Annotated in this window: 13 protein-coding genes; 6 read left to right on the forward strand and 7 right to left on the reverse strand. The window is 64.1% G+C overall.

Going from position 1 to position 15,535, the window contains the following annotated elements; all coding sequences use genetic code 11:
* Positions 1-182: 182 nt before the first annotated feature.
* From ACVWW6_RS33485 to ACVWW6_RS33495, 3 genes are all read right to left on the reverse strand, one after another.
* Entirely contained in the window at positions 183-1,274 is a 1,092-nt protein-coding gene (locus ACVWW6_RS33485) for a TRAP transporter substrate-binding protein (RefSeq protein ID WP_028170829.1), read from the reverse strand.
* Positions 1,275-1,477: 203 nt separating this feature from the next.
* Positions 1,478-2,614, reverse strand: a complete 1,137-nt coding sequence (locus tag ACVWW6_RS33490) for an Mrp/NBP35 family ATP-binding protein (protein ID WP_028170828.1) — start codon at positions 2,612-2,614, stop codon at positions 1,478-1,480.
* Between the two features lie 55 nt (positions 2,615-2,669).
* Complete coding sequence (locus ACVWW6_RS33495) at positions 2,670-3,107, reverse strand: VOC family protein (RefSeq protein ID WP_011086522.1); 438 nt, start codon at positions 3,105-3,107, stop codon at positions 2,670-2,672.
* Between the two features lie 184 nt (positions 3,108-3,291).
* Here ACVWW6_RS33495 and ACVWW6_RS33500 point away from each other — a divergent pair, with 184 nt between their 5' ends.
* The 6 genes from ACVWW6_RS33500 (at position 3,292) to ACVWW6_RS33525 (ending at position 8,916) form a co-directional block, all read left to right on the forward strand.
* A complete protein-coding gene (locus tag ACVWW6_RS33500) occupies positions 3,292-4,164 on the forward strand; it encodes an NAD(P)-dependent oxidoreductase (protein ID WP_011086521.1) in 873 nt (290 codons plus the stop codon).
* A 21-nt stretch (positions 4,165-4,185) separates the two neighbouring features.
* Positions 4,186-5,463 carry a sodium:proton antiporter NhaD gene (gene nhaD, locus ACVWW6_RS33505; RefSeq protein WP_304552532.1) on the forward strand — a complete coding sequence of 426 codons (1,278 nt, stop codon included), beginning with the start codon at positions 4,186-4,188 and terminating at the stop codon, positions 5,461-5,463.
* Between the two features lie 137 nt (positions 5,464-5,600).
* Positions 5,601-7,196 (forward strand): sensor histidine kinase, encoded by a 1,596-nt coding sequence (locus tag ACVWW6_RS33510; protein ID WP_038966223.1) that lies wholly within the window; start codon positions 5,601-5,603, stop codon positions 7,194-7,196.
* A gap of 44 nt (positions 7,197-7,240) precedes the next feature.
* A complete protein-coding gene (locus ACVWW6_RS33515) occupies positions 7,241-7,444 on the forward strand; it encodes a DUF1289 domain-containing protein (protein ID WP_011086518.1) in 204 nt (67 codons plus the stop codon).
* 28 nt (positions 7,445-7,472) lie between these two features.
* Positions 7,473-8,027 carry a TIGR02281 family clan AA aspartic protease gene (locus tag ACVWW6_RS33520; RefSeq protein ID WP_028170824.1) on the forward strand — a complete coding sequence of 185 codons (555 nt, stop codon included), beginning with the start codon at positions 7,473-7,475 and terminating at the stop codon, positions 8,025-8,027.
* Positions 8,028-8,247: 220 nt separating this feature from the next.
* A complete protein-coding gene (locus ACVWW6_RS33525) occupies positions 8,248-8,916 on the forward strand; it encodes an outer membrane protein (RefSeq protein WP_304553772.1) in 669 nt (222 codons plus the stop codon).
* 53 nt (positions 8,917-8,969) lie between these two features.
* On the opposite strand, the gene dusA is transcribed toward ACVWW6_RS33525, so the two are convergent.
* The 4 genes from dusA to ACVWW6_RS33545 all read right to left on the reverse strand — a co-directional run bounded on the left by dusA (position 8,970) and on the right by ACVWW6_RS33545 (position 15,524).
* Positions 8,970-9,965, reverse strand: coding sequence for a tRNA dihydrouridine(20/20a) synthase DusA (dusA, locus tag ACVWW6_RS33530; RefSeq protein ID WP_456683212.1), 996 nt, complete (start codon positions 9,963-9,965; stop codon positions 8,970-8,972).
* A 483-nt stretch (positions 9,966-10,448) separates the two neighbouring features.
* A complete protein-coding gene (gene phaC, locus ACVWW6_RS33535; protein ID WP_456682164.1) occupies positions 10,449-12,167 on the reverse strand; it encodes a class I poly(R)-hydroxyalkanoic acid synthase in 1,719 nt (572 codons plus the stop codon).
* Between the two features lie 149 nt (positions 12,168-12,316).
* The gene (locus tag ACVWW6_RS33540; RefSeq protein ID WP_456682165.1) at positions 12,317-13,693 is read right to left on the reverse strand and encodes a sigma-54-dependent transcriptional regulator; all 1,377 of its coding nucleotides are present in this window, start codon (positions 13,691-13,693) and stop codon (positions 12,317-12,319) included.
* Entirely contained in the window at positions 13,686-15,524 is a 1,839-nt protein-coding gene (locus ACVWW6_RS33545) for a sensor histidine kinase (protein WP_456682166.1), read from the reverse strand. The genes ACVWW6_RS33540 and ACVWW6_RS33545 overlap by 8 nt, the downstream gene beginning before the upstream one ends.
* Positions 15,525-15,535: the final 11 nt, after the last annotated feature.

Genomic DNA, 15,535 nt, shown 5'->3' on the forward strand with positions numbered 1-15,535 from the left:
TGATTTGCCCCGCCCCGTCAAACTGTTGGCAGCATCCACCGAGCAAGGCGCCCCGGCCCCACTTCTACTATGCATGGGGTTGTTTTAGACATTTTTTGTTTCTGACCCTGGATGCACCAGCAAAGAAAAAGCCCGGCCTCGTCTGGAGGCCGGGCTTTCCGATCTTGCGACTTCTTCGAAGATCAGCCGCGGGTGCGCGAGCGGATCATGAAGCTGTCGTAGGTGTACTCGGCAACCTGCCACCACAGATATTCATCGGAGCGGTAGGCCTGCATGGCGTCGATCGACTTCTTGAAGTCGGCGTTCTTGGCCGAGATCTCGCCCCACAGCTCGTTGGTCGCCTTGAGGCAGGCTTCGAGGACCTCGTTGGTGAAGGGACGAAGCTGCGTGCCGCCGGCCACCAGACGCTTCAGCGCCGACGGGTTCTGCATGTCGTAACGCGCGGCCATCCAGCTGTTGGCATTGGCCATCGCGTTGGTGAGGATCGCCTGGTAGTTCTTCGGCAGCGAATTCCACTTGTCCAGGTTGGTGAAGGCGTGGACGGTCGGACCGCCTTCCCAGAAGCCCGGATAGTAGTAGTACTTGGCGACCTTGGCGAAGCCGAGCTTCTCGTCATCATAGGGGCCGACCCACTCGGCGGCGTCGATGGTGCCCTTCTCCAGCGCCGGATAGATGTCGCCGCCGGCGAGCTGCTGCGGCACGACGCCGACTTTCTGAAGCACCTGGCCGGCGATGCCGCCGATGCGGAATTTCAGGCCGGAGAGATCGGCAACCGTCTTGATCTCCTTGCGGAACCAGCCGCCCATCTGGGTGCCGGTGTTGCCGCAGGGGTGGCCAATCACGTTCGACTTCTTGAAGAACTCGTTGGCGAGCTCGTTGCCGCCGCCCTGGTACAGCCACGAATTCTGCTGGCGCGCGTTGAGGCCGAAGGGCACCGAGGCGAAGATCGCGAAGGTCGGATCCTTGCCGACATAGTAGTACGACACGGTGTGGCACATCTCGACCGTGCCGTTCGAGGTCGCATCGAGCGCCTGGAGGCCGGGGACGATTTCGCCGGCCGCGAACACCTGGATCTGGAATTTGTTGTCGGTCATTTCGGCGACGTACTTCGCCACCTGCTCGGCACCGCCATAGATCGTATCGAGCGACTTCGGGAAGCTCGAGGTCAGGCGCCACTTGATCTCGGGCGATGATTGAGCGATCGCCGGCGAGGCCACCGCGGCTGTCGCCGCCGCGCCTGCTGCCGACACTTTCAGGAAATCACGACGCTTCATTTTCAGGTCTCTCCTTGCTGGGGCGTTCCCCCGAACTTCCTCTTTGCCGCCGCTCATTCCGGCGACGCGCTTGGGCCGCGTCGAACCGATGGGGCTTGACTGCCGTGGGCGTTTAACACGGAAGCCCCGCCTGCGGAACGCGACATTGGCATGACGGGGCTCTACGAAAGTCGCATGTCCCCAATGGATTGGCGTCGCCCCGCTCAGGCCGCCGCGATGGCGCCCTTGAGCTGGTCCCGAACCTGGCCCGCAATGGCGCGGTAGATCGCCGCATGGGGGCCGTCCGGCTCGCTGTCGACGACGGGATTGCCGGCGTCCGAGGTAGCGCGAATCGCCATGTGCAGCGGGATCTCGCCCAGGAACGGGACTCCGAGCTTCTCGGCCTCGTGGCGCGCTCCGCCATGGCCGAAGATGTCGGATTTCGTGCCGCAATGCGGGCACTGGAAGTAGCTCATGTTCTCGACGATGCCGAGCACGGGCACGTTGACCTTGCGGAACATCGCAAGCCCCCGCCGCGCGTCGATCAGCGACAGGTCCTGCGGGGTCGAGACGATCACGGCGCCCTTCAGCGGCACGTTCTGCGCCAGCGTGAGCTGGGCATCGCCGGTGCCCGGCGGCATGTCGACGACGAGCACGTCGAGGCTACCCCATGCGACGTCGCGCAGCATCTGCGTGACCGCCGACATCACCATCGGACCGCGCCAGATCATCGCGGTCTCTTCCTCCACCAGGAAGCCGATCGACATGATCGCGAGGCCGAAGCGCCGGAGCGGAATCATCTTGCGCTCGCCATCCAGCTCCGGCTTGTCGCGCAGGCCCGTCAGCCGCGGCACCGAGGGGCCGTAGATGTCGGCATCCAGAAGCCCGACCTTGAGGCCGAGATCGCGCAGGCCCAGCGCCAGATTGAGCGCGGTGGTGGACTTGCCGACGCCGCCCTTGCCCGAGGCGACCGCGATCACGGCGGCGACGCCCGGAATCTCCGATTGCCGCGCCATCGGCGACCCACCGCCCTGCGGCGGCTTGTGGGCATGGACCGGCTGCACGCCCGGCGTGCCGCGGCTTGGCGTGGGCGGCGGCGGAGGTGCAGAGCCCGGCTTGCGCTCGGCGGTCAGCGCCACCATCACGGTGGTGGCGCCGGGAATGGCGCGCACGGCGGCCTCGGCCTCGGCCCGGACGGCCTCCCAGGCCCGCGCCTCCGCGGCATCGACATTGATCGAGAAGAACACCTTGCCGTCAGAGGCGCTGATCGCGCTCAGCACATTGGCATTGGGAAGCGCGACCCCGCGCGGCGATTTGATCCGGGCGAGGCTGTCGAGAACCTGTTGCTGCGTCACGCTCAAAGCGCATCTCCTTGAGTCCAGGATGTGCCCCATTAGAGCGGAAACGCCCAAAAGGCTACTGCCTGCCGATATCGTCAGCCATCTCGGCGGGCGCCGCCCCCTGCTCCAGGGCTGCCTCGTAATTCAGCTCGATCATCACCCCGTTGGGGTCGTGCACGAAGATCTGCCAGAGGTCGCCGCCGGGCACCTGGCGGGAGTCGAATTTCATCCCTTTGGACGTCAGCCGCTGCTTCATGCCGTCAAAACCGCGGCTGACGAAGGCGACGTGGTGGACAACGCCGGAATCCGGCTTTTGTGGCTCCGAGGTCGGAGAAATATCGACGAGGTGCACCACCGGCTTGCCCTCGCTGTACATCCAGGCACCCGGGAAGGCGAAATTCGGCCGGGCGCCTTTTTCCAGGCCCAGCACATCCTCGTAGAAGCGCACCGTCTCGGCCAGATTACGGGTCCGGATGTTGAAATGATCGAGGACGCCAACGCTCACGCCGCCCATGCTTTCGCTCCCTTTTTTTGAAGTCCTTTAGTCCCGCCATCCTAGCACAGGGGGCCGCCAAACGAAGCCGTTGCCCTCCGCCCTCAAGGGTTTATGGTGCGCCCCGATCCGCCTTCACGGCGGAACCCGGCGCGCCCCGCCCGGCAAGAACCGTAAAACCCAAACTACGGACAAGGTACCACACATGGCTAAAGTCGCTTTCCTCGGTCTCGGCGTGATGGGCTTCCCCATGGCCGGACACCTCGTGAAAAAAGGGGGCCATGAGGTCACCGTCTACAACCGCACCGCGGCCAAGGCGAAGGAATGGGCGGACAAGTTCGGCGGCAAGACCGCGGCGACCCCGAAGGCCGCCGCCGAGGGCCAGGATTTCGTGATGTGCTGCGTCGGCAACGACAATGACCTGCGCGCGGTCACGATCGGCCCCGACGGTGCCTTCGCCGGCATGAAGAAGGGTGCGACTTTCGTCGACCACACCACCGCCTCCGCCGAAGTCGCGCGCGAGCTCGACGCGGCCGCCACCAAGGCCGGCTTCAAGTTCATCGACGCCCCGGTCTCCGGCGGCCAGGCCGGTGCCGAGAACGGCGTGCTGACGGTGATGTGCGGCGGCGCCGAGGACGCCTATGCCGGCGCTGAGCCGGTGATCACAGGCGCCTATGCGCGGATGTGCAAACTGCTCGGGCCCGCCGGCTCCGGCCAGCTGACCAAGATGGTCAACCAGATCTGCATCGCCGGCCTCGTGCAAGGCCTCTCCGAGGGTATTCACTTCGCCAAGAAGAGTGGCCTCGACGTCGCCGCGGTAATCGAGACCATCTCCAAGGGGGCGGCGCAGTCGTGGCAGATGGAGAACCGCTACAAGACCATGAACGAGGGCAAGTACGATTTCGGCTTCGCGGTCGAATGGATGCGCAAGGACCTGTCGATCTCGCTGGCCGAAGCCCGCCGCAACGGCGCCACCCTGCCGGTGACCGCGCTGGTCGACCAGTTCTACGCCGAAGTCGAGAAGATGGGCGGCAAGCGTTGGGATACGTCCAGCCTGCTCGCGCGCCTCAACCGCTGACACCTGACCATCTGAACGACCTTGCTGATCGCGATCGCCGCCATCTTCGTCCTGGCCTATGCGGCGATCGCGCTCGAGCACCCGCTTCGCGTCAACAAGAGCGCTTCCGCGCTGCTCGGTGCGGGCCTGCTCTGGAGTGTCTACGCGATCGCGACGGGCGACCACGCGCTGGTCGGCCGCCAGCTCGACGAGTCCGTCGGCTCCACCGCGCAGATCGTTTTCTTCCTGATCGGCGCCATGACCATCGTCGAGGTGATCGACGCCCATGATGGTTTCGAGGTCATCACCTCGCTGATCCGCACCACCAGCCAGGTGGTGCTGATCTGGCTGATCGGCTTCGTGACGTTCTTCCTGAGCGCGATCCTGGACAATCTGACGACCACCATCGTCATGATCTCGCTGATCCAGAAGCTGATCGCCCGTCGCGACGACCGCCTGCTGTTCGCCTCCCTCATCGTCATTGCCGCCAATGCCGGCGGCGCCTGGACCGTGATCGGCGACGTCACCACGACCATGCTCTGGATCGGCGGGCAGATCTCGCCGCTGAAGATCATGAGCGCGGTGTTCCTGCCCTCGCTCCTCAATCTGCTCGTGCCGCTCGCCTTCATCAGCTTCTCGCTCAAGGGCAAGACCATCGCGCCGCCGTCGAAGGACACCGGGCTGCTGGCTGTCGACCGGTTCGAGCGCAACCTGATGTTCTATCTCGGGCTCGGCACCCTGATCGCGGTGCCGGTGTTCAAGGCGGTGACGCATCTGGCGCCCTTCATGGGCATCCTGTTCGGGCTCGGCGTGCTCTGGCTGGTCGGCGAGATCGTGCACCGGCACAAGGACGAGCATGTGCGCCAGCCCCTCACGCTGGTGCATGCGCTGGGACGGATCGACATGACCTCGATCGTGTTCTTCGTCGGCATCCTGCTCGCGGTCGCCTGCCTCGACCATGCCGGCCTGCTCTCGATGCTGGCCAAATGGCTCGACGCCACGCTCGGCCGACAGGACGTCATCGTCGTCGTGCTCGGCCTGCTCAGCGCCATCATCGACAACGTGCCGCTGGTTGCCGCGACCATGGGCATGTACGACCTCGCGCATTATCCGCCGGACAGCTTCATCTGGGAGTTCATCGCCTATTGCGCCGGGACCGGCGGCTCGATCCTGATCATCGGCTCGGCCGCGGGCGTTGCCGCGATGGGGCTCGAGCGGATCGAGTTCCTCTGGTATGCCCGCCGCATCGCTGGCCCCGCGCTCGCCGGCTATCTGGCCGGTGCGGTGGTGTACATCGCGCAGTACGCGGCGCTGCATTGAGCGGTTCGGACCGGCTCCAGATTAACGCCCGGTTAACGTAATTCTTTAGCTCCTTAAGTCAGCTCTTAAGGATTTCTTGCCAGAGATAGACAATGCAGAAGGCCCGCGTCCGGCGTGGGCAGGAATCGTGTTGCTTGATGAGTAACCCCGCTGAAAAGCCTGAGGTTGTCCAGCTTCCGGCCGAGCCGGTAAGCGCTCCATCGGCGAGCAGCCGAAGGGCTGCGGCGCAGCGGGTGCGCGAGGCGCGCGATAAGTTAACGTCGACCAGTGGAACCCGGCCGGCGTTCGACGCCGAGATGCTGCGCCAATATGCCCAGACGCGGCTGTCGGCCTCCTATGTCGTGATGCTGCTGGTGGTTGCGACCGGCGTGCTGTTCGGACTGTGGATGCAGCCGATCCCGGCCGCGGCCTGGACCGCCGGCATGCTCTGCATCCACGGCGCGATGATCCGCAGCTGCCGCCGGTTCCTGACCGAGCCCGCCTCGCCCGCCGCGACGCGCGCGTGGCGAACACGCTTCGTCGTGCTCGACCTGCTCTACGGCCTGTGCTGGATGGCGATCCTGATCCATCCCGTGCTCGACATGGTCACGGAAACGCTGATGATGTTCCTGATGCTGCTGGTGATCGCAGTATCGAGCATGCTCGCCGCCAATCTGCCGATCGCCGCCCTTGCCGCCACCGCACCGGTCGCAGTCGCCATGGCGCTGAGCTTTGCGGTGACCGGCTCGCTGGACAATTACATCCTGGCCGCACTCGCGCTCGCCGCCGAAGGCTATTTCGTGCTGCTTGCGCATCGCCTGCATTCCTCGACCTTCGCCACGCTCGAGGCGCGCGCCGAGAAGGACGCGCTGATCGGCGAACTGGAGCAGGCCAAGGCGATCTCGGACGAGGCGCGCCACCGCGCCGAATCCGCCAATGTCGCCAAGTCGCGCTTCCTCGCGCAGATGAGCCACGAGCTGCGCACGCCGCTGAACGCGATCCTCGGCTTCTCCGAGGTGATGAAGAGCGAGATTTTTGGCGCGCATGCCGTGCCGGTCTACAAGGAGTACTCGGCGGACATCCACAATTCCGGCGTGCACTTGCTCAACCTCATCAACGAGATTCTCGATCTGTCGCGGATCGAGGCCGGCCGTTACGAGCTGAACGAGGAAGCCGTGTCGCTGGTCGGCATCGTCGCCGACTGCCACCATCTGATGAAGCTGCGCGCTTCCAGCCGCGGCATCACCATCCACGAGGTATTCGAGCAGGCCATGCCGCGGCTTTGGGCCGACGAGCGCGCGATCCGCCAGGTCGTGCTCAACCTGCTCTCCAACTCGATCAAGTTCACGCCGCAGGGCGGCGAGATCTGGCTCAAGGCCGGCTGGACAGCTTCGGGCGGACAATATCTCTCGGTGAGGGATACCGGCTCCGGCATCCCCGAGGACGAGATTCCGGTCGTGCTCGCTTCCTTCGGCCAGGGCTCCAACTCGATCAAGTCGGCCGAACAGGGCGCAGGGCTGGGCCTGCCGATCGCAAAGAACCTGATCGACCTGCATGGCGGCACGTTCACGCTGAAATCGAAGCTGCGCATCGGCACCGAGGTGATCGTCACCTTCCCGCCGGAGCGCGTGATGAGCGCGCTGGCGCCGCTGTCAGATGATTCTCCGCCGCTCCAGCCTGAGGGCTCCCTCGCGCCTGACGAGAAGCGCCGGCCGCGCCACAAGCCGATCATGAGCGCAGGCACGGGCTCTTAACGATATGCTTGCAGAAATGCCCGACCATCCCTCACTATGCCGAAATGAGCAAAGAAACGCCGTGCGTCGCCGTCTGCATGATCGATCCCAAGACCAAGCTGTGCTTCGGCTGCGGCCGCACCTTGCCGGAGATCGCGCGCTGGCACGCCATGGAAAGCGCGGAACGGCTCTCGGTCATGGCGCTGCTGCCGGCACGCATGGCGGAAGCTGGACTTGCGCCGATCGCGGGATCGCGGAAACACGCCTGACCGGCCGGCGCGCATATGGAGGTGCGCAATGATCCGCTTCCTGCTCGTTCTCGTCATGCTTGCCGGCACCGCCGGTGCCGTCGTCGCCTATGGCGATCCCGATCAGATCGCGCGCGCGAGCAACAAGGTCTCGCACATCTTCCGCACCCAGACCGTCACACCGGCACCCGCCGTGCAGATCCAGCGCGGCCAGGGCGGTGAATTCGCGCTGCGCGCGAAGATCAACGGCGTCGCCGCACCGATGGTGATCGACACCGGTGCGACCTCCGTGGTGCTGACCTGGGAAACCGCAAAGGCGATCGGGCTGCCGCTCGAGATGCTCGAATATGACGTCGATCTCGAAACCGCGGGCGGCCACACCAAGGCGGCCCGGCTCACGCTCGACCGTCTTGCCGTCGGCCACCTCGTCGAGAAATCGGTGCCGGCCCTCGTCGTGCAGCGCGGGCAGATGAAGACCAATCTGCTCGGCATGAGCTTCCTCGACCGCCTGGAGAGCTGGGGCGTGCGCGCCGACAAGCTGATGCTCACCGGCTATCCGGAGCTCCAGGGCAGCCCCCGCCGCGCGCGGATGGCGGTCGACTAGAGCGCCGACGCGAGCCGCCGCTCGCCAGCCGACAGGCTCGATCGCGCGGGCTGTGACCCATCCAGACCACGACTTCAGTTGGCGCGCCGCGAAAGCGCCGCGGTCTGGCATTTGGGCTATTTACAAACCGCCTAGTCGGTTTATAACAATCGCAGTCCCGGATCGGGGTTGGACAGGCGCTGCTCCCGAAGGGACGCGGCCAAGTGGGAGATTGTGAATGATGACTGCAAGAGCCGCGTTACGCCGCACGATGTGCGCCCTGCCCTTTGCGGCTGTGTTCGCCGCAGGCAGCGCCTGCGCTGCCGACCTGTCGCCGCGCTATGCAGCGCCCGCCTCCGCCTATACGGCACCGCAGCCGGTGTATTCGTGGACGGGTCTCTATGCGGGCTTCAACGCCGGCTATGCCGAGAGCGGCGACGACGCCTTCAACAATCTCGCTGGCGCGACTGGCGGCAAGGTCAAGGGCGCCGTCGGCGGCGTGCAGATCGGCTACAACTACCAGCTCTCGCCGATGTTCGTGGTCGGCATCGAGAACGACTTCGAAGGCGCAGACATCAAGAACCACGACGCGCTCAACAGCGCCGCGGTCAGCCTGCCCTGGTACATGACCGGCCGCGCCCGCGCCGGCATCGCGACGATGGATTCACGCCTGCTGTTCTTCGGGACCGCCGGCCTTGCCGCCGGCGAATTCAAGGACGGTCCGATCAACAAGATGAAGATGGGCTGGACAGCGGGTGGCGGCGTCGAATGGGCGTTCCTGCCGAAATGGTCGGCCAAGGCCGAATATCTCTACACCGAGTTCAAGCACGACGACCTGCCGGACTGGAACGCCGCGAAATTCCACACCTTCCGCGTCGGCGTGAATTATCACTTCGACCTGTTCCGTTGAGGCCGATCGACGAAGAGCCGGATGTTGCGATCCGGCTCTTCACGTCGCGGCAGTCAGGCGGCCGCCTCCGCCGGCGCACGCACACCGACGCGCGCGATCGCATCGCGCAGCACGTCGAGACCGGCGCCCGGCTTTACCCCCTGCTCGGCAAGATGGCGGCGGAAGGCACGCGCGCCGGGCACGGCGTGGAATGCACCGACGAAATGCCGTGTGATGGCGTGCAGCCGCGTACCGCGCGCGAGCTGCGCCTCGATATAAGGCATCATCGCTTCGAGCGCGTCCTGCATGGTCGCATGCGGCGCCGCCTCGCCGAAGATATCGGAATCGACGGAGAGCAGCCGCCATGGCTCCTGATAGGCGGCCCGGCCGAGCATTACGCCATCGACGTGTTCGAGATGCGCCTTCGCCTCGTCGATGCCTGGGATGCCGCCATTGATGATGACGGGCACATCGGGCATCGCGCGCTTGAGCCGATAGACGCGCTCGTAGTCGAGCGGCGGAATATCGCGGTTCTCCTTCGGTGACAGGCCGTTGAGCCAGGCTTTCCTGGCATGCACGATCAGCGCATCGCAGCCCGCTGCGACCACCGCGCGCGCAAGCGTATCGAGCGCCACCTCCGGATCCTGGTGGTCGATTCCGATGCGGCACTTCACCGTGACCGGCACGGCAACTGCGCGCTTCATCGCATCGACGCACCTCGCCACCAGCTCCGGCTCCGCCATGAGACAGGCACCAAAGCGGCCATCCTTCACGCGATCGGACGGACAGCCGACATTGAGATTGATCTCGTCATAGCCGAACGCCTCGCCGATGCGCGCGGCCTGCGCGAGCTCGCTCGGATCCGAGCCGCCAAGCTGAAGCGCCACCGGGTTTTCGCACGCATCGAACCCGAGCAGCCGCCCCCGGTCGCCATGGATGATGGCGCCGGTGGTCAGCATCTCCGTATAGAGCAGCGCCCGCCGCGTGAGATGACGGTGGAACACCCGGCAATGCCGGTCGGTCCAATCCATCATGGGCGCCACGGCAAATTTGCGCCATAAGCTGTTCATCTTATTGAGGTATTTCAACTCCGATCAGTCCTTTATGTGATTAGACCGACTGAGAATTCTCGTTTGACGAGGGCTTCCGTAGCCTGGCTCTTCTAGGACGATATTTGCATGAATTGGAAGCGGAAATCGCTTCTTCGGATTCTCAGTGCACACGTCAGGCGGAGGTCAAGGCGTGCTGCCTGAGTCATACTCACTTCGCGGTGTGAGTATAATTTCTGCTCACGAATTTCCCTCTTCAATCGAGACCTTCGCAGCCCAGCTCGCGCAGAGAAGAATCCCTGCGCGCCCGCCACAATGTTCGAGATCTGCTTCCGCTCCGCTCGGACTTTCCTGTGGCAGCTTTTAGTAACCTATCGACATCGTCAAACGGTACAAAGAGCAACCCATAGTCATTTCTGATGATGAGATCGCCTCGCTCAGCGACCGCTTTGAACGGCTAACGCTCCCGCTACCTTCCAATCGTTCCATGACCGTTCAACGATGTCAGTTCGCCTTCGCTTTCACATATCGGCCCGGTGCCGCTTCCCCCGGCGGATAGAGGTTGCTGCCGAGTTGCGTCCGGGCGGGCACCCGGTCTTCAGCCCACGGCTTGAGCCACGCGATCCAATCGTTCCACCAACTGCCCGGCCTTTCGTCGGCGCTCGCAAGCCACGCGGCGGGATCGTCGCATCGCTGGTCCGACAGCCAATAGCTTCGCTTGTTCTTGGAGGCGGGATTGATCACGCCGGCAATGTGCCCACTGGCGCCGAGCACAAAGCGGGTGTTGCCACTGAACAGGCCGGTGGTGCGATAGGCCGATCGCCACGGCACGATATGATCTTCGGCGGTCGCCAGCACGTAAGCAGGCAGATCGACCCGGGCCAGATCGACAGGAGTGCCGCACATTGTCAACCGGTTCGGCTCCCGAAGATTGTTCTCCAGGTACATGTTCCTGATGTAGAAGCAATACATCGGTCCGGGAAGGTTGGTGACATCCGCGTTCCAGAACAGCAGATCGAAACGCTCCGGCGACTTTCCCTTCAGATAGTTGTTGATCACGTTCGGCCAGATCAGCTCCTTCGACCGCAGCGTCTGAAAGACGAAGCCGAGCTCGGCGCCGCGGTAGATGCCTTCCCTCCCGATCGTCTGCTCGCGCTGCCGCACCCCTTCCTCGTCCACGAATACGCCAAGATCGCCGGGTTCCCGGAAGTCGAGCATGGTCGTCAGCAACGTCACACTGGCAACCGATTCATCGCCGCGCGTTCGCAGAATGGCGAGTGCGGATGACAAGATCGTTCCGCCGACACACCAACCCAGGACGTTGATCTTGTCTACACCCGAAATCGATCGGGCGATGTCGATGGCGCGTATGGCGCCATCCTCAACGTAGTCGTCCCATCGAATGTGGCCACAGGAGGCATCCGGGTTGCGCCATGAAACCACGAAGACCGTGAAGCCGTTCTCGACCGCGAATCGAACGAACGAATTGGCCGGCTGGAGGTCGAGAATGTAGAACTTGTTGATGCAGGGCGGCACGATCAGCAGAGGCCGGGCGGCCACCTGCTCCGTCGCAGGCGCGTATTGAATGAGCTGAAACAGCTCGTTTTCGAACACAACCGCGCCCCTGGATGCGGCGACATCCTTTCCCACCTCGAAAGCCTCCTCATCCGTGATCGTCAGGCTACCCCTGCCCAGATCGCTCATCAGGTTCTCCAGGCCCGCCTTGAGGCTTTGACCTTCGCTGTCCGTCGCGAGCTTGATGACATCCGGATTGGTGGCCAGGAAATTGGTCGGGCTCATCGCCTCGACGAGCTGGCGCGTGAAGAAGCGCAGTCGATGCTTTTCCTTCTCGTCGAGATCGAGCGCCTCGACGAAGTCGACGCAGTAGCGCGCGTTCAGCAAATAGCATTGCTTCAACAGACTATAGGCCGCATCGTCCCGCCATTCCGTGGCGTTGAACCGGCGATCGCCGCGCGCAGGCTCAATACCTCCTTCGCCTTGCACGCCGGTGGCCGATTTGATGACGTGCTCGGTGAGCTGGTATATCCGCTTCATGTGCTCGGCCTGCAATTCGGCGAGACGCCCGGATGAATTCAAGGCTGAGCCGAGGTTCGCCCTGTCACGATTGCTGTTCGGTGCCCACCCAAGCGATCGCCACAGACTTTCCCCCGCCTTCATAAAGCCCTCGACAAATTCATCAGGCACGTTGAATGGCCGATTCATGGCGTTCCTCAAGATCTGATTGGTTCGTTGCCTTCCGATAACGGGCGGCTTCTGCCGGCGCCCTTTGCCCTCGGCTGCACCGAGAGCCTGCTAGCTATCTGGGCCCGCATGTGCGGGTCGGTCGGTTCGTCCCACCGTCCGCTGCGATCTCAGGACCCGGAGCGGACGGCCGCACCCTCCCTGATGCCATCGACATTCACGGAGAGGCGTTTGATCTTGTCGTACAGCGTCTGCTTCGGAATGCTGAGAAGCGCGGCCGTTGCCTGGACGTCGCCCTGCTTGCGCCGGAGCGCGTCCTCGATGATCGAGCGCTCGATGTTCTCCAGCTGCCGCGGCAACGACACGTCCGACGTTCCGAAACCCAACTTGTTGATCGCCTTGCCGTCGAGGACACCGAGCACGAAACGGTCGGCGACGTTGCGGAGTTCGCGCACGTTGCCCGGCCACGAATAGGCCAGTAGGTGCGACACGGTCTGCTCGTCGAGGATCGGCGCGTCACGCTCGAACCGCCTCGCCGCATCCAGGGTAAAGTGCTCGAACAGCAGCGGGATATCCTCCCTCCGCTCGCGCAACGGCGGCAGCTCGATGAAGGCGACGCCGAGGCGGTAGTAGAGATCGGCACGAAAAAGCCGCTTTTCGCTGAGCTCGAGCAGGTTCACCTTGCTCGCGGCCACGACACGGCAATCCACCGCAATCGGCTTGTTGGTGCCGACCCGCTCGATCGAGCGATCCTGCAGCGACCTCAGCAGCTTGACCTGCACGCTCAGCGGCATGCTCTCGATCTCGTCGAGGAACAGTGTTCCGCCATTGGCGTATTCGATCTTGCCGATTCGCTGACGGGTAGCGCCGGTGAAGGCGCCCACTTCGTGGCCAAACAGTTCGCTCTCGACGAGCGATTCCGGTAGACCGCCGCAATTCACCGCGACGTAATTGCCGCCGCGGCGACCGCTGTGATTGTGCAGGCAGCGCGCGACGACGTCCTTGCCCGTTCCGGTCTCACCATAGATCGTGACGTCGACATTGGTCGCCGCCAAGGTGGAGACGAGCCGGCGCACCTCCTGGATCTGCGGTGATCGGCCGAGCAAGCTCGTCTCGATTCCCTTGCGGTCCGCCAAGGCGGAACGCAACGATCGCACCTCGAGCGTCAGCCGCCGCTTCTCCGCCGCCCGGCGCACCACCGAGATCAACTGCTCCGAGGAGCAGGGCTTCTCGATGAAGTCATAAGCGCCGGTCCGCATTGCCTGCACGGCCATCGAAATATCGCCATGACCCGTGATCAGGATCACAGGCAGATTCTGGTCCAGTCGGCGCAGATCGGACAGCCAGTCGAGACCGCTACGCCCGCGCAGGCGCACATCGCAGACCACGACAAAAGGCATATCTGCCCGAACAGAGCCGCAGGCGCTCTCAACCGAGGCAAATCCGGAAACGGAAAATCCTGCGAGCTCGAGCGCCTGGACGCCGCCGATCCGGACGTCGTCATCGTCCTCGACATAGATCACGCCGATCGATTGGTCATCACCCATGCGAGGCCGCCTCTGCTATGTCTGCCAATGGAAGGGTCACGACGAATTCAGCACCATCAGGCGTCAGGTTTCGCGCATGCAGCTCGCCGCCGAACGAACGTGCGATGTGATTGGAGAGCATCAGGCCAAGGCCGAGCCCCTTGCCTGCGGGCTTGGTCGTCACGAACGGCTCGAACATGCGCTGCAGGACGTCGGAGGCGATCGCCGGCCCGCTGTTGCTGATCGCGATGCGGCAGCGGGCGGTCGGCGCCTCTTCCCTGCCCGCCCGGATTACGATCGACTTCCGCTCGACGCTCTCCACGGCATCGAGCGCGTTCGCCACGATGTTGCACAACAGCTGCTCGAGCCGCGTCTGATCGGCAATCACGCAGAGTTTCGCGTCGACCTCCGTCGCGATGGCGACGCCGCCCTCCCTGACGCGCCCGGAGAGAATCTTGAGCGATTCAGCCACCGCATGCTCGACGGACACCGCACCAAGCGGGCTGCTCGACTTGTAGGCGAACACCCGCAATTGGCTGGTCAGACGGCCGAGCCGCCGCACCAGTTCGCCAATGCGCGTGAGATTTCCGCGAGCATCGTCAATCAATCCGCGGTCGACCAGCAGGACCGCATTGTCGGCGGCGGTTTGCAGCGCCGCCAGCGGCTGGTTCAGCTCGTGCACGATGCCCGCCGACATCTGGCCGAGGGCCGCCAGCTTGCCGGCATGAACGAGCTCATCCTGCGCTGCCCGCAATTCAGCGGTGCGCTCCTGCACCCTCGTTTCGAGCGTGTCGTGGGCCGCCTGCAACGCGGCCCGGCTCGCCAAGCGCTGCTTGATCTCTCTCCGGCGTTGCTCGACAAGGCCGAACGCCAGCAGTGCGACGATTGCGGCGAGACCCGAAATGATGCCGATGACGACTGCGGTCTGCCGCGTCGACACCTCGTCGTCGAGCAGAACGAGCTTCCACAGACCTCGATTGATCGGGAGCTCGCTGACCGTATAGGCAGTGCCGTTCTCCGCAGTGATCCGTGCGGTGCCGCCGTCCGACTGGGCGACGAAGCGCCATCCGAGTGGCGCCAGGTCGTGATTCCCATAGGGCTTGGACCGCGCAATGTCATCGCGTGTTTGAACCGACAGCGGCGCCATCGGGCGATAGCGCCACTCGTCGCGGGAGGCAAGAATCGTCACCCTGCGCTCGTCGACCAGGAGAATGTCGTTGTCGGTGTTGCGCCACGCCCGCTCGAACGAATCCAGATTGACCTTGACGGTGGCGATCCCTTTCGTCGTCCCGCTGTCCTTCAGGGCATAGGACAGATAATAGCCGGCGCGCGCGGTCGTGATACCGACGCCGAAGAACGCGCCCCGGCCGTTCGAGAGCGCTTCGCTGACATAGGGCCGGTACGACAGGTTTTCGCCGAAGGGCGTGCCGGGCTGGTCGAAATCAGCCGCGGCCAATGTCGCGCCGGTGACGCCAAGGACATAGAGATTGTCGGCTCCCGCAAGCAGGTTGATCGACTTCAGATACAGGCTGACGTTTTGCTGCAGTGCAGGATCGCTGGGCGCCTCGAGCAACCGGAACACGCTGGGCGATGTCTCCAGCAGAGACGGAAGATATTCAAATCTCGACAAGTAGCCGTCGAGCCTGGCGGCCTCGACGGCCAGCCGCTGCTGGGCCGCAGCGTGCAGATGGTCCAGTCCCCGGCGGAACGTGACCATGTATCCCAGCCACGCCGCCGCGGCGACCAGCGCGATGGCAAATACGCCGCGAACGAGCCAACGCGTGGAAACGGGCACCACCGAACTGACTTTGGCAGGTCCCTTGACGCTCACCAGGGATGGAAGCTCCGTCATCTCCTGAACCA

This window comes from Bradyrhizobium sp. USDA 3311 (assembly GCF_054062495.1).

Bases quoted from the DNA above. Each gene is read 5' to 3' on its own strand.
- ACVWW6_RS33485 (WP_028170829.1), bottom strand. From the start codon at position 1,274: ATGAAGCGTCGTGATTTCCTGAAAGTGTCGGCAGCAGGCGCGGCGGCG.
- ACVWW6_RS33495 (WP_011086522.1), bottom strand. From the start codon at position 3,107: ATGGGCGGCGTGAGCGTTGGCGTCCTCGATCATTTCAACATCCGGACC.
- ACVWW6_RS33500 (WP_011086521.1), top strand. From the start codon at position 3,292: ATGGCTAAAGTCGCTTTCCTCGGTCTCGGCGTGATGGGCTTCCCCATG.
- ACVWW6_RS33510 (WP_038966223.1), top strand. From the start codon at position 5,601: ATGAGTAACCCCGCTGAAAAGCCTGAGGTTGTCCAGCTTCCGGCCGAG.
- ACVWW6_RS33515 (WP_011086518.1), top strand. From the start codon at position 7,241: ATGAGCAAAGAAACGCCGTGCGTCGCCGTCTGCATGATCGATCCCAAG.
- ACVWW6_RS33520 (WP_028170824.1), top strand. From the start codon at position 7,473: ATGATCCGCTTCCTGCTCGTTCTCGTCATGCTTGCCGGCACCGCCGGT.
- ACVWW6_RS33525 (WP_304553772.1), top strand. From the start codon at position 8,248: ATGACTGCAAGAGCCGCGTTACGCCGCACGATGTGCGCCCTGCCCTTT.
- dusA (WP_456683212.1), bottom strand. From the start codon at position 9,965: ATGAACAGCTTATGGCGCAAATTTGCCGTGGCGCCCATGATGGATTGG.
- phaC (WP_456682164.1), bottom strand. From the start codon at position 12,167: ATGAATCGGCCATTCAACGTGCCTGATGAATTTGTCGAGGGCTTTATG.
- ACVWW6_RS33540 (WP_456682165.1), bottom strand. From the start codon at position 13,693: ATGGGTGATGACCAATCGATCGGCGTGATCTATGTCGAGGACGATGAC.
- ACVWW6_RS33545 (WP_456682166.1), bottom strand. From the start codon at position 15,524: ATGACGGAGCTTCCATCCCTGGTGAGCGTCAAGGGACCTGCCAAAGTC.